Raw genomic sequence first — 14,942 nt, 5'->3', positions numbered from 1 at the left:
TGATTTTTATTTTGCAATATTATCGAGCAGCAGTTTTGAAAAGATCGATATTGTCTAATGCTTTACCCGTTCCAATTGCTACGCAATCTAATGGATCTTCTGCAACAAGAACTGGCATATTTGTTTCTTCACTAATTACTTTATCTAAATTACGTAGTAATGCTCCGCCACCTGTTAATACGATACCACGGTCCATAATATCTGCCGCTAATTCAGGTGGAGTTTTCTCCAACGTATTTTTAACAGATTCTACAATTGCATCTACTGTATCTTTTAATGCATCTGCAATTTCTTCTGGTTGAATTAGTACTGTTTTTGGTAAACCACTTACTAAATCACGACCGCGAATTTCCATAGGCTCAATACCTTCTGGCTCGCCTGCAGAACCGATTTCTAATTTTAATGCTTCAGCTGTTCTTTCACCGATCATTAAGTTGTAGCTTTTCTTAATGTACTGAATGATTGAATCATCCATGTCATCACCAGCAACACGAACTGATTGACTTGTTACAATACCGCCTAAAGAAATGATTGCAACTTCTGTTGTACCGCCACCGATATCAACAACCATACTACCAGTTGGTTCCCAAACAGGTAAGTTTGCACCAATTGCTGCTGCAAATGGTTCTTCGATAGGATAAGCATCACGAGCACCAGCTTGACGAGTCGCATCGATTACTGCACGTCTTTCTACAGCTGTAATACCAGATGGCACACATACCATTACATAAGGCTTACGTGAGAAGAATCCATTTGATTTTTGAGCTTGTTGAATGTAATATTTCATCATTGTTGCTGTCGTTTCGTAATCAGCAATTACACCGTCTTTCATTGGGCGAAGTGCCACAACGTTTCCTGGTGTACGACCAATCATTTGTTTTGCATCGCTACCTACAGCAACGATTTGTTTCGTATCAGTTTGTAACGCTACTACTGAAGGTTCACGTAAAACTACACCTTTTCCTTTTACATATACAAGCGTGTTCGCAGTTCCTAAGTCTATTCCAAGATCGCGAGTAAAGCCACCAAATCCAAACATATTATTTATCTTCCTTTCTTGTTTTCACGGACTCATTTTTTCTTACTTTATATTATAAAAACAGTACGTTTTTTATATCTTTATCCTTTTTGTAGATAATTTTCTACAAAAAACTCATAAATCACATTATAAAACAAAATAAGTAAAAAGCATAGTCTTAAATATGACCTTTTTCCTTTAAACTCACGAATTTATGGTCACCTATTATAATATGATCGAGCACTTCAATTCCGATAATCCGGCCGCATTCTACTAAGCGTTTTGTTACTTCAATATCTTCTCGGCTCGGCGCGGGGTCTCCTGAGGGATGGTTATGAAGACATATGATAGAGGCTGCTGCACGGCGAAACGCTTCTTTAAAAACTTCCCTTGGATGTACAATTGATGAGTTTAAACTTCCAATGAAAATCGTTTGCCTATGTATAACTTGATTCTTTGTGTTCAAATATAGACATACAAAATGCTCCTGCTGCAGGAAGCGCATTTCTTCCATCATATATCTGGCGCAATCTTCCGGGCTTCGAATGCTGTATCTATTTTGATATTCTAAACGCACCATTCTTCTACCGAGTTCAAAAGCAGCTATAAGCTGAGTTGCCTTCGCAACCCCGACACCATGTATACTGACAAGCTCTTCTAACGTTGCATCTTTCAACATACGTAAACCATCAAAGTGATGTAAAATTTTATCTGATAACTTCAAAACTGTTTCTTCTTTAGAACCTGTTCTGAGTAACACTGCAAGAAGCTCCCGATTGGATAAACTTCCAGCTCCCTCTAACAATAAACGCTCCCGTGGCTGTTCTTCTTTGACAACATCACGAATACCGTTCATTTCTCCACCCCTTTATTTGTTCTCTCAAAGAAAATCCCATGCAGTTTTACGCATGGGTTACATCAATATTAAATTGTTTTAATTCCCGAACAAGACGTGAAATTGGTAACCCAACTACACTATAGTAGTCCCCTTGAATATGTTGAACAAAAATAGATCCTTTACCTTGAATCCCATAACTTCCTGCTTTATCCAAAGGCTCTTTTGATGCAATGTATGCGTCAATTTCCTCTTCTGTTAATTCCCAAAACGTAACTTCTGTACGCTCGTAAAAAGTGACTGTTTTGTCCTTTGCTATAATTGCAACACCAGTATACACTTCATGTGTTTTCCCTGATAATAATTGCAACATTTCTTTCGCCTCAGCCTCATTAGATGGCTTTCCAAGAATACGCGACTCATATGTAACAATTGTGTCTGCACCTAATACAATATGATCACTGTTATTTTCTGCTACCGCAGATGCTTTTTGCAGGGCAAGGGACATAACAATATCAGAAGGCGATGAATACGCACCAATCGTTTCTTCTACTTCACTTACAATAATTTCAAATGGCACACCCGCTAACTCAAGTAATTCCTTCCTGCGAGGTGATCCTGAAGCTAAAATAATTTTTTTCATATTTTCTCCTTCCTTTCTCACATGAAGCAGAATCATTTATATCAATCGTATCAAAGGAATAGTTTGTCCACAAATAAAAGAAATATTATTTTCTCTAAACAAAATAATACTTCCTTACTAAAACACGATTATATTCCTGTCATAGAGAAAGCACTTTACTCTAAATTCAAAAGAAAAGAAAGAAGCATCTACACTTCTTCCTTCGTCATTTCATTATCCTATTATTTCACCTTTTGTGAAACAATTTTTTCGTATGAAAGTATACCATCAATGATAACTTGATTTAATTTCGCTAAAGATTCCTTATCACCTTTTCCGTCCTTCACTGTTTGCACAGCTACTGACGTGTACATATACAATTTCTTTGCTTCTTCCTGCTTCATACTTTTCCCTTCTTTTTCAATCGCTTTCCACTCTTTTTCGATTGCACTTATATCTTTTGCATTACCTTTTTCACTAGCTTGTACGCTAGAAGCATATTTTGCTAAATGAGTATATAATGGCTGTACTTTTGTTAAAAACGCCCCAACTTCTTTATCATCTTTAAGTAACGCTTTATCTGTTATATCCCAGTCCTTTTTCAATACGGAGACATTATCATTTTTATACTGCGTCATTAATTGGTTTATGCCTTGTTCATCGCTAGCAATACCAACAACTAATGCATACTTATCACCGCTCGGTTTTAAGGCTGCTACACCTCCATTACCTTTCCACTCTTCAAGAGCGGCCTGTCCCTTTTCTTCAGAAGAATAGATTCCTCCTTGAACAAAAAATAATTTCATTGGCTCTAATGACGTTCCTGTCTGTGCTTTTGTTTTTTCCTCTTTTGGTGCTGGTGTTTGTTCTACCGTTCCGCCCACCTTTGATTCTTCCTTTCGCATCTGCTTCGAAGCTGTTACTTCACTTCCTCCTGTCGCACCTTGTCCTTGCAGTAACTGTAGCATCCCCATTCCAAACGCCGTACCAATAATAATTGCAGTTGCAACGATTGCAATTAACGTATTGCTCCACTTCTTTCGATTTTTTTCCGTAGACGCTACTTTCGATTTTTGAAACGGAACAACGTTTTTTGATCTTTCACTTTCTACTACCATCCAGTCAAATTCATCTTTCTTCTTCTCCTCATACTTCGCTTCTGTTCCATTCACTTTCACTGAGATCGTTCGTGATTGCTTGTCCATACACTCACACCTCACCTCTTATCGTTGTCCGCATCATATCATATTCATTTCACAAAAAAACGAGATATTTGTCAGAGGAATTCGCCAAATAACCCTATATATTTATCTTATATGTATGCATTTGACTTCATTTGTAGAACAAAAAAACTAGATAGTACAGACTATCTAGTTTTTCTCGCGAATATATTTTCGAACTTCCGAAATGAAATAAAGAGAACCTGTTATGATAAAAACGTCATTTTCTCCAAGCATTTCAACCTTCGTATCAATTGCCTCTTTCCAATTTTCAAAAACTAATTTTGACTCTTCCTTTGAATACGATGCAAGTTTGTCAGCAGAAATAGCACGATCAAAGGCAAATGTTGTAAAAATAATTTCATCGGCGATGCTTTCTAATTGAACTACCATATTGTGCAATTGTTTATCACCAAGGGCAGTAAATAAAACTATTACATTTTTATCTTTGTAATGTGATTCTACCGTTTTCACAAGACTTTCAATACCTTCTGGGTTATGAGCACCATCTATAATAATATCCGGATTACTTTGCAGTTTTTCAAAGCGCCCCACCCAATACGCTTCCTGTAATCCAGTTCTTATTTCTTCTTCCTCAATTAAAAATGATAAGTATGTTTTTACATACATGACTGCCATAAGTGCAAGTGCTGCGTTTCCTACTTGATGGCTGCCTTTCATTGTGATTCGCACATCTTCAAAAGAGGCGAAAGGACAAGTGAAATCGAACTGTTCTCCATCTTCACTAGACTGTTTATGTAACGATGTAAAATGGTTGCCTATCTCGTATACATTTGCATGATTTTCCTTTGCAACTTTTTGAATGACTTGCAGCGCTTCCTCATCTTGCACACCAGTAATAACCGGAACACCAGACTTAATAATCCCCGCCTTTTCATATGCAATTTCTCCTAATGTATTACCTAAAATATGCATATGATCGTGACCGATATTCGTAATAATCGTGAGAACTGGATGAATCACATTCGTAGAATCAAAGCGCCCTCCAAGTCCTGTTTCAAATAAAACAACATCACAGAAATTAACTTTACCGAAATAACAAATTGCCATAACAGTAATAATTTCAAACTCAGTCGCTTCCCCTAAATCCGTCTCATCTAGTTTTTCAACGACTGGCTTTACCATCTTTACAAGTTCAGTAATCTCTTCATCTGCAATTGGTGTTCCGTTCACACTAATACGCTCGTTAAATGTTTCAATATAAGGGGAGGTAAAAGTTCCTACCTTATATTTTGCACCTTCTAACATGTAGCGCATATATGTTAACGTTGAACCTTTTCCATTTGTACCAGCAAGGTGAACACATTTTATGTGACGCTCTGGATTTCCGAGCTCTTCTAGCATCCATCTCATTCTTTCTAATCCCGGTTTAATACCAAATTTCAATCGGCTATGAATCCAACCTATCGCTTCTTCGTATGTATGTATCACGTATGCTTTCCCCTTTCAAAAGACAACCTTCATCATTCTATTATACGCAAAGAAAAGAGACTCACCAATATAGTGAGTCTCTAAAAAACATTTTTATTTCTCAAGATCCGCTAGACGTTGACGAACTGCTTCGCGTTTTTCTAGGTAATCTTGCTCTTTCGCACGCTCTCCTTCAATAACTGCTGCAGGAGCTTTCGCTACGAAACCTTGGTTTGAAAGTTTCTTCTGTACACGTTCTACTTCTTTATCGAACTTCTCAAGTTCTTTCTCAAGACGCGCTCTCTCTTCATCAAGATTGATAAGATCAGCTAACGGTAAGAATAACTCTGCACCTGTTACAATTGCAGTCATCGCTTTTTCTGGTGCTTGTAAATCCGTTTGAATTGTTAACTCGCTTGGGTTACAGAAACGCTCAATGTAAGAGCTATTTTTCGTAAGCTGAGCAAGTACAGCCTCATCTTTTGCTTTAATTTGCATTTGAACTTTTTTGCTCATTGGCGTATTAACTTCTGCACGAATGTTACGAACAGAGCGAATGATATCAACTAGAAGGTGCATTTCTGCTGCAGCTTCTGTATCTTGTAAATCTTCGCGAACTGTTGGCCACGCTGCTACTGTAATAGATTCGCCTTCGTGCGGTAAATGTTGCCAAATCTTCTCTGTTACGAATGGCATGAATGGGTGTAATAGACGCATTGTTTGGTCTAATACGTAAGCTAAAATAGAACGAGTTGTTTTCTTAGCTGCTTCATCTTCACCGTATAGAGGAAGTTTCGCCATTTCGATGTACCAGTCACAGAAATCATCCCAGATGAAGTTGTATAATGAGCGACCAGCTTCACCGAACTCATATTTATCCATGTTACGTGTTACGCTTTCGATGGTTTCATTTAAGCGAGTTAAAATCCACTTATCTGCAACTGACTTTTCACCAGTTAAATCGATTTCTTCATATTTCATGTCATCCATGTTCATTAATACGAAACGTGATGCATTCCAAATTTTATTAATGAAGTTCCAAGTAGATTCTACTTTTTCCATGCTGAAGCGTAAATCTTGACCTGGTGCACTTCCTGTTGATAAGAAGAAACGCATTGCATCTGCACCGTACTTCTCGATAACTTCCATTGGGTCAATACCGTTACCAAGAGATTTACTCATTTTACGTCCTTGCTCATCACGAACTAAACCGTGAATTAATACATCTTTAAATGGACGCTCGCCTGTAAACTCTAAACCTTGGAAAATCATACGAGATACCCAGAAGAAGATGATGTCATAACCAGTTACTAGTGCATCAGTTGAATAGTAACGTTTGAAGTCCGCTGCATCTTCATTTGGCCAACCAAGTGTTGAGAATGGCCATAACGCTGAACTGAACCATGTATCAAGTACGTCGTTATCTTGATTCCAATTTTCAATATCTGCTGGCGCTTCTGTACCTACGTATACTTCACCAGTTTCTTTATGATACCAAGCTGGAATGCGGTGTCCCCACCATAATTGACGAGAAATACACCAGTCGTGAATGTTTTCCATCCAACGTAAATATGTGTTTTCGAAACGATCTGGTACGAACGTTACTTTCTCTTCTTCTTTTTGTTGAAGCGCTACTGCCTTCTCAGCAAGTGGAGCCATTTTTACGAACCATTGTGTTGATAAGTAAGGCTCAACAACTGCACCACTACGCTCACTATGGCCTACTGAATGCATATGAGGCTCGATTTCTACTAATACGCCCGCTTCTTGTAAATCTTTCACTAACGCTTTACGACACTCAAAACGATCCATACCGTTATACTTACCAGCTTTTTCGTTCATCGATCCATCTTCGTTCATTACTAAGATACGCGGTAAGTCATGACGGTTACCTACTTCAAAGTCATTCGGGTCATGAGCTGGCGTAATTTTTACAACGCCTGTTCCGAAATCTTTTTCTACGTACTCATCAGCAATAATCGGAATCTCACGGCCTACGATTGGAAGTGTAACTGTTTTTCCGATTAAATGCTTGTAACGATCGTCTTCTGGATGAACCGCTACCGCTGTATCACCAAGCATCGTTTCTGGACGAGTTGTTGCAAGACGAATGTGACCAGAACCATCTGTTAACGGATAGTTCATATGGTAGAATGCACCTTGAACTTCTTTATGAATTACTTCGATATCAGAAAGAGCTGTGCGTGTTGCCGGGTCCCAGTTGATAATATATTCACCGCGGTAAATTAAGCCTTTTTCGTATAATTGAACGAATACTTTATTAACCGCATCAGATAAACCTTCGTCTAATGTGAAACGTTCGCGAGAATAGTCTAGTCCTAAACCAACTTTCCCCCATTGTTGACGAATGTGAGAAGCGTATTCTTCTTTCCATTCCCAAGCTTTTTCAAGGAATTTCTCACGGCCAAGATCGTAACGTGAAATACCTTCTTCACGAAGTTTCCCTTCTACTTTCGCTTGTGTTGCGATACCCGCATGGTCCATTCCTGGAAGCCACAATACATCGTAACCTTGCATACGCTTCGTACGAGTTAAAATATCTTGAAGAGTTGTATCCCAAGCATGACCTAGGTGTAACTTACCAGTTACGTTCGGAGGTGGAATTACAATTGTATACGGTTGTTTCTTCTCGTCTCCTGTTGCTTCAAAATATTTGCCTTCTAGCCACCACTGATAAAGGCCTTCTTCAACGGACATATGATCATATTTAGTTGGTAAATTCTTTTCCGTGTTTGACATTATTTTCCCTCCTTAAAATAAAAAATGCCCCTCATCCAAAAAAGGACGAGGGACATCGCGGTACCACCTTTATTTACAAACAAATTCAGGAATTTGCTTATACTCTTAATTTGATAACGGACAAATCCGTCTTTTCCTAATGAGAACTATTCTGTTCAGAAAAGATGCTCCAGGGCTACCTTCTAACATAACTATCTAGAGAATCTCCCAGCTAATGATTCTCCTCTCTGAAGACGTTTCTTGTTATACTCTTCCCCTTCAAGGCATTTATATGATTGTTAATTATTATATACAATAGTGTAAAAAACGAAACCTTATTCGTCAAGATAAATTTAAGACTACAGCTTTTTGAGTAAAAAAAAGAAGATAAGTAGCATCCTCTACTTATCTTCTTTATCCGTTCCCTTGCTGGGCAGCTTGTAATTGCGAAAGGAAATATTCTATATTACTAACGAGCCAATGCGCTTGTTGCAAACTCTTTACTCCGAGAAGTTCATTTTCCTCATTGCGCCGCTCTCTTCTTTTCTTATAAGAGTGGATTTGCCGAATAAATTGCGATGGATACGTCATATACGCAAACATGAGTAGTTGCTCTTCTTTCGTAAAAGGGAAATTTTTTTGATACATTTGATACCATTCAAACCGATCACTTCGCGCAATTGGATATGTGTTTAACGACCGAGAATAAAACCCTACAATATCTTGCACAGGTGTTGCAAACTTCGATTTTTCTAAACTAATAAAATAGCCATTCCGTTCATAATCAAATAAAAAATGATTAAGCGATACGTTACCATGTACAAAAGTAATGCGCGTTGTTTCTTTTTCTTTCATCGCATCGTTCCACTCATTTAATTGCTTCGTTGCAAACTCACGCGCCCTCATTACATGATGATAGTACGTACAATATTGCAATTCAAACGGAGACATATACCACTTCGCTTCAGATTCTACAAGAAACTCTTCTAACATCTCTCCATCATTTTCCCAGCGATCGGATATATTTGTATAATGTTTTTCTAAATCCTCTTCTGTATATGTTTCTTCTTTTACCGTTTTTTGGTGCAACGTTCCGAGAGTCTGAAACATTTTATGGTATTGATCATTATCCTCGCCGTTCCCTTCCGCACGCTCTAACCAAGGCATTAAATAATAATTATACGTACCATCACTTAAAATATAATTTCCGTCCGTCGCATGGTATATAGGTACATAATTTGAAAAACCTTTCTCCTTCAAATATTGAATATGATGCAAAAAGTTATTCCGCTCTAACTTCCTGCCTTCTATTTTCTTGAGCGCATATGGACCTTGATTCGTATAAATTTTCGTCACACTTCCGTGCTCTTCCATATGCTGCGTATCCAATCTATATTGCCTTACAATGGGTTCATAGCGATTTCGTAATTCCATATCCATACGAATAACCCTTTCTATTCAAAACATAGCCTTAGAAAAATAAGTGAGTGAAAACACTCACTTATTTCGCTTTTGCTCTTGAAACAGGAATATAAATAATTTGTCCTGTAGTTAAATATATATCTTCTGTTTGATTGACACGGTATAAGTTTTGTACAGATGTTTCATAACGTTCTGCAACAGATTCGATCGTATCTCCTTCTTGCACAAAATACATTCTTAACTTTGTAAATTCTTCTTCCGGTTCTTTCGTAAATAATTTCGTTAAATAAAGCGCATTTTCATCCCGCTGTGAATACGTTTCCTCTTCTTGTACTTCTTGTTTTTTCGCTTGTTCTTTCTTGAAATCTTTTCTTCCGAACAATTCAAATTGCGGCGTTGTTTCTTTCTCCTCTTCACGCTCTACAAATTCATGTTCTTCTATTTCCTCTTCTTCTACTTCCTGCTCTTTTCTTTCTTCTAGTTGGAACGGTTCAAATGCGTAATCTTCCCACTCATCTGATTCCTTATAGGCTGGCTCTTCGACTTGTGGCGTCGGTCTAGTTTCATGCTCTTGCGCAGAATCATCCTCTAACTCAGCATACGCCGTTTCTTCCTCTTCATCCTCAATTCTTTCTTCATCACATAAACCTGTAATAGATATATCCGCTAATAATTGTAAGCAACCATTTTCCTTTAGTTCATAATCAAATTCCTCGATAGATACATATAGTTCTTCAATTACTTTCACACGGTTTCTTGGGATTGATATTTCAAGCGGGAAGGAATGAACAAGTTCATTAACCCCATCTTCTCTTGTTTCTACATAATCAATGGACTTCGCTGGCGATAGATCTCTTAATGAATAAGCTGAATCATCTTTTCGTGCAACATACTCTCCCGTTAAATCTAATTGCCCTCTCACAATTACCTCATGATCAAGCTCTTCTATCTCAACGTCTGGATCTAACGAAATTGACAAAAGTTCTTCGACTTCCTGTCCTTTTTGGAACCAAACAGATTCTTTTAATGAAAAACGTAATGAATGATCTGTTGCCACTTCTTTTCCCCCTCCCAAACTATATGTCATTACAGATTTATGTACGGAAAGCTGACTTTATGAATAAAAAAAATCGCCCCCCTTACGGAGAGCGATTTTCTTTATTCAATTAAGCTTTTAATTTTGACATTGCAATTTCAGCCGCTGCAATTGTCGCCTCAATATCTGCATCACTATGTGCTGTCGATAAGAATAAACCTTCAAATTGGGATGGCGGTAAAAATACACCTTGTTCTACCATTTCACGATAGTAAGCCGCAAAGAACTCTAAGTTTGAAGATTTTGCTGCGTCGTAATTAATAACTGGTTCATCTGTAAAGAAGATACCAATCATAGAACCCGCACGATTGATATGATGCGGAATGCCATGTTTTTCAGCCGCTTTACGTAAGCCAGCTTCTAGCATTTCAGCTTTACGCTCAAATTCTACATACGATTCTGGCGTTAACTGTACTAACGTTTCATAACCTGCTGCCATTGCTAGTGGGTTCCCTGATAAAGTACCTGCTTGATAAATTGGTCCGCTCGGTGCAACTTGGCGCATAATTTCTGCTTTACCACCGTATGCTCCTACCGGTAATCCACCACCGATTACTTTACCTAAACAAGTTAAATCAGGTGTTACACCGTAATAACCTTGTCCACAATTATATGCAACACGGAATCCTGTCATTACTTCATCAAAAATAAGCAATGCACCATTTTGCTCTGTTACTTCACGAAGACCTTCTAAAAATCCTGGTTGCGGAGGAACAACACCCATATTCCCTGCTACTGGTTCTACAATGACACAGGCAATATCATCACCGAATTGTTCGAAAGCGTATTTCACACTTTCTAAATCGTTATACGCTACTGTAATCGTATTTTTCGCTACACCTTCTGGTACACCTGGGCTATCTGGTAAACCTAGCGTCGCTACACCAGAACCCGCTTTAATTAATAACGAGTCACCATGACCGTGATAACAACCGATAAATTTCAAAATTTTGTTACGGCCTGTATAACCACGAGCTAAACGTAGCGCGCTCATTGTCGCTTCTGTTCCAGAGTTAACCATACGCACAATCTCAATTGATGGAACACGCTCAATAACAAGTTTCGCTAATTTATTTTCAATTTCCGTTGGAGCACCGAAGCTCGTACCTCTTTCAGCAACAGCTTTTAAAGCCTCAACAACACGATCATTTGCATGACCATGAATTAAAGGACCCCATGATAATACGTAATCGATGTATTCATTTCCATCGATATCATATACTTTAGAGCCTTTTCCACGCTCCATAAACAACGGATTCATACCGACAGACTTAAATGCACGAACTGGGCTATTTACGCCACCAGGCATTAAATCTTGAGCCTCTTCAAACGCTGCAATCGACTTATCAAACTTTTTCATTATTTAGCGCCTCCTTCTTGTAACCATCTTGCTGCATCTTTCGCATGATACGTAATAATTAAATCTGCTCCTGCGCGTTTCATACTAATTAATTTTTCAAGTACAACTTCTTTTTCATTAATCCAGCCATTTTGCGCTGCCGCTTTAATCATTGAATATTCACCGCTTACGTTATAAGCAACGACTGGTAAGTTAAAGTTATTTTTCACATCACGAACGATATCTAAGTAAGAAAGAGCTGGCTTTACAATTAAGAAATCTGCCCCTTCCATTACATCTGATTCTGCTTCACGGAATGCTTCCATGCGGTTCGCTGGGTCCATTTGATATGTTTTACGATCACCAAATTGCGGTGCACCGTGCGCAGCATCACGGAATGGTCCGTAAAATGCTGATGAATATTTCACAGCGTACGACATAACTGGTACATGTCCAAAACCATTTTCATCTAATGCGTGGCGAATTGCTGTTACGAATCCGTCCATCATGTTTGATGGCGCAATAATGTCCGCTCCTGCTTTCGCTTGACTTACAGCTGTTTTTGCAAGAACTGCAAGAGACTCGTCATTTAAAATAATACCATCTTCAATTACACCGCAATGACCATGGCTTGTGAATTGACATAAACATGTATCCGCAACTACTACTAGATCAGGGAATTCACCTTTAATTTGCTGAATCGCACGTTGCACAATTCCATGATCACAATATGCTGATGATCCAACTTCATCTTTTTCAGCAGGTAAACCAAATACAATAACAGAACGAATACCTAAATCAACAACTTCTTGCATTTCAGCTTGCAATAAATCTAAAGATATTTGATATACGCCTGGCATAGAAGGCACTTCATTACGAACATTTTCTCCTTCTAATACAAAAATAGGGTAAATAAAATCTTCCGTATGTAAAAACGTTTCACGCACAAGCGCACGCATGCCCCCGCTTTGTCTTAAGCGACGATGACGATTAAATTGTAAAGAGTTCATAGACTTCTATCCCCATTCTTTTATTTTATAGATTCACAAACACATTGTAGTAATGCTTCTACAGTGTACTCTTTCGGCATAATAATATGCGGAAAATAAAGGCTCGCCTCTTTTTCCGTAATAGGCCCTATACAAGCAATTGTACATTTTTTTGTCCATTCTCTCCAGTTTGTACCCTCAAGTAAACGAACAAAACTAGTAACAGTTGAAGGGCTCGTAAATGTAATAATGTCTACTTTCCCTACTTCTAACGCTTCTATCAGCTCTCGCTTTTTCTCTACATTCTCTTTCGTACCATACACGATTAGCTCATCTAGAGAAACACCAATTTCGCGAAGTGCAACTGGAATTACATCTCTTGCTAAATTCCCTTTCGGAAACAAAATGCATTCGTTTCCACTTAGTCTTTTTACAAACTCTTCTGCAAATACTTCTGCAACAAATGAAGTTGGAACAAAATCCACTCGATAGCCTCGTTTTTCTAACTCTAACTTTGTTTTCACACCTACTGCAGCAATTTTAGTCGTTACAGGTAGCTTCTGTCTCAAACGATCTAGAAAAAAAGCTACCCCATTTTTACTCGTAAAAATAACCCAGTCATACGAATGTAACTGCCCTGCTATATGTTGAATTTGCCTATGAGACATACCTTCCATACGCAAAAGCGGAATTTCCAATGGAATTCCGCTCTTTTCTTTCACCGCTACACTCATTTGTTTTGCTTGATGCTGGGCACGTGTAACCAATACCGTTTTGCCAGCGAGAGCGTTCATACTTATTGTTGCCCCTTATTTGCAGCAAGAATAAGTTCTTTTGCGCCTTGGTTAATTAAACGGTCCGCAGCCTCTAATCCTACTTTCTCTGGATCAGTTCCTACTACTGTCTCTTTCAATAAAACAGAACCGTCCATAGACCCGACAAGAGCTGTTAATTCGATTGCATCGTTTTCTGTAAGAGTTGCATATCCAGCGATCGGAACTTGGCATCCACCTTCAAGTTTATGAAGAAATACGCGTTCTGCTGCCACTGTTTTTTCTGTTACTCCATCATTCATATGAGCTAACAACTGCAGTAAATCCTTATCATCCTCACGACACTCAATCGCTAATGCACCTTGTCCTACAGCAGGTACACATAACGTCTCATCTAAATGTTCTGTAATAACTTCATTATCCCAGCCCATTCTTTGTAATCCTGCTGTCGCTAAAATAATTGCATCGTAATCTTCTTCTTTTAATTTGCGTAAACGTGTATCGATATTTCCGCGAATCCACTTCACTTGTAAGTCTGGTCTCGCAGCGAGTAGCTGTGCACTACGTCTTAAACTACTCGTACCTAAAATAGCGCCTTCTGCTAACTCTTTAAACGACGCTCCGTTTTTTGAGATAAAAGCATCACGAGGGTCAACACGCTTTGGTATACAACCGATCATTAATCCTTCTGGAAGTACGGCCGGCATATCTTTCATACTATGTACAGCCATATCAATTTCTTTCGTAAGTAGCGCATGTTCAATCTCTTTCACAAACAAGCCTTTGCCGCCTACTTTTGAAAGAGTAACATCTAAAATAACATCGCCTTTTGTGACGATTTCTTTCACTTCAAATTCATATGGTAAACCTAGCGCTTTTAACTGATCAATAAACCAGTTTGTTTGCGTTAATGCTAATTTACTCTTTCGTGACCCTACAATAATTTTGCGCATAATTTTCTCTCCTCATTATAAATACCAAAAGTGGAAGTTGGATAAACTGCTTAATAGAAAAATATTAATTAGCATTACGAGAAATGCTCCGATGTTCCACTGTACGATTTTCTTCCCTTGTAACACATCTGCCGCTCGTAAATATAGGCCAGCACAATATACAAATAGAACGACAAAAGACCCGATTACTTTCGTATCATACCAATGGAAATTGTCCAATTTTGTATATCCCCATATGCACCCTAATAAAATAGCTAGTAAGAAAAATGGAACAGAAAATAAATTTAATCCGTAAGACATCGATTCTAGCTTCGGTAAATTCCCTAACCTTCTTAATCTCGCATTCCATTTTTTCTTTTTTAATAGGCGATATTGCAATAAATACATAATAGAAAAAATGAACGATACAGTAAAAGTTGCATAAGAAATAATAGCCATACCAACATGTACGTATACAAGCTCCGAAACTAATTGCTCTGCAAGTACCGGCGACATCTTTCCAAGC

Annotated in this window: 13 protein-coding genes and 1 other annotated feature; all 13 genes read right to left on the bottom strand. The window is 38.2% G+C overall.

The features are described 5' to 3' along the window. Window positions 1-19: 19 nt before the first annotated feature. On the bottom strand, window positions 20-1,039 hold the full coding sequence (mreB, locus tag MR079_RS19435; protein WP_000466737.1) for a cell shape-determining protein MreB: 1,020 nt from the start codon (window positions 1,037-1,039) through the stop codon (window positions 20-22). 157 nt (window positions 1,040-1,196) lie between these two features. Further along, entirely contained in the window at window positions 1,197-1,874 is a 678-nt protein-coding gene (gene radC / locus MR079_RS19430; RefSeq protein ID WP_139866518.1) for a DNA repair protein RadC, read from the bottom strand. A gap of 46 nt (window positions 1,875-1,920) precedes the next feature. Continuing rightward, on the bottom strand, window positions 1,921-2,496 hold the full coding sequence (locus MR079_RS19425; protein ID WP_087995343.1) for a Maf family protein: 576 nt from the start codon (window positions 2,494-2,496) through the stop codon (window positions 1,921-1,923). Window positions 2,497-2,717: 221 nt separating this feature from the next. Continuing rightward, window positions 2,718-3,680 (bottom strand): stage II sporulation protein B, encoded by a 963-nt coding sequence (locus MR079_RS19420; RefSeq protein WP_139866517.1) that lies wholly within the window; start codon window positions 3,678-3,680, stop codon window positions 2,718-2,720. Window positions 3,681-3,845: 165 nt separating this feature from the next. Next, a complete protein-coding gene (locus MR079_RS19415) occupies window positions 3,846-5,147 on the bottom strand; it encodes a bifunctional folylpolyglutamate synthase/dihydrofolate synthase (protein WP_242294465.1) in 1,302 nt (433 codons plus the stop codon). A gap of 93 nt (window positions 5,148-5,240) precedes the next feature. Beyond that, a complete protein-coding gene (locus tag MR079_RS19410) occupies window positions 5,241-7,886 on the bottom strand; it encodes a valine--tRNA ligase (RefSeq protein ID WP_139866515.1) in 2,646 nt (881 codons plus the stop codon). A 38-nt stretch (window positions 7,887-7,924) separates the two neighbouring features. Beyond that, window positions 7,925-8,157 (bottom strand) — a binding site (T-box leader). 122 nt (window positions 8,158-8,279) lie between these two features. Next, a complete protein-coding gene (gene ysxE / locus MR079_RS19405; RefSeq protein WP_139866514.1) occupies window positions 8,280-9,305 on the bottom strand; it encodes a spore coat protein YsxE in 1,026 nt (341 codons plus the stop codon). A 61-nt stretch (window positions 9,306-9,366) separates the two neighbouring features. Beyond that, window positions 9,367-10,344 carry a stage VI sporulation protein D gene (gene spoVID / locus MR079_RS19400; protein WP_000179722.1) on the bottom strand — a complete coding sequence of 326 codons (978 nt, stop codon included), beginning with the start codon at window positions 10,342-10,344 and terminating at the stop codon, window positions 9,367-9,369. A 109-nt stretch (window positions 10,345-10,453) separates the two neighbouring features. Next, a complete protein-coding gene (gene hemL, locus MR079_RS19395) occupies window positions 10,454-11,743 on the bottom strand; it encodes a glutamate-1-semialdehyde 2,1-aminomutase (protein ID WP_000712928.1) in 1,290 nt (429 codons plus the stop codon). After that, on the bottom strand, window positions 11,743-12,732 hold the full coding sequence (gene hemB / locus MR079_RS19390; protein WP_001087058.1) for a porphobilinogen synthase: 990 nt from the start codon (window positions 12,730-12,732) through the stop codon (window positions 11,743-11,745). The genes hemL and hemB overlap by 1 nt, the downstream gene beginning before the upstream one ends. 20 nt (window positions 12,733-12,752) lie before the next feature. Next, window positions 12,753-13,505: a uroporphyrinogen-III synthase gene (hemD, locus tag MR079_RS19385; RefSeq protein ID WP_139866513.1), complete on the bottom strand. Its 753-nt coding sequence runs from the start codon at window positions 13,503-13,505 to the stop codon at window positions 12,753-12,755. 2 nt (window positions 13,506-13,507) lie between these two features. Beyond that, window positions 13,508-14,437 carry a hydroxymethylbilane synthase gene (gene hemC / locus MR079_RS19380; protein WP_139866512.1) on the bottom strand — a complete coding sequence of 310 codons (930 nt, stop codon included), beginning with the start codon at window positions 14,435-14,437 and terminating at the stop codon, window positions 13,508-13,510. Window positions 14,438-14,452: 15 nt separating this feature from the next. Continuing rightward, the coding region (locus tag MR079_RS19375) for a cytochrome c biogenesis protein (RefSeq protein WP_242294464.1) at window positions 14,453-14,942 on the bottom strand (490 nt) is incomplete at its 5' end.

The organism is Bacillus cereus group sp. BfR-BA-01381 (assembly GCF_022663555.1).
Classification (GTDB): domain Bacteria; phylum Bacillota; class Bacilli; order Bacillales; family Bacillaceae_G; genus Bacillus_A; species Bacillus_A pacificus.
This window is presented reverse-complemented; position numbering and strand designations above follow the sequence as displayed.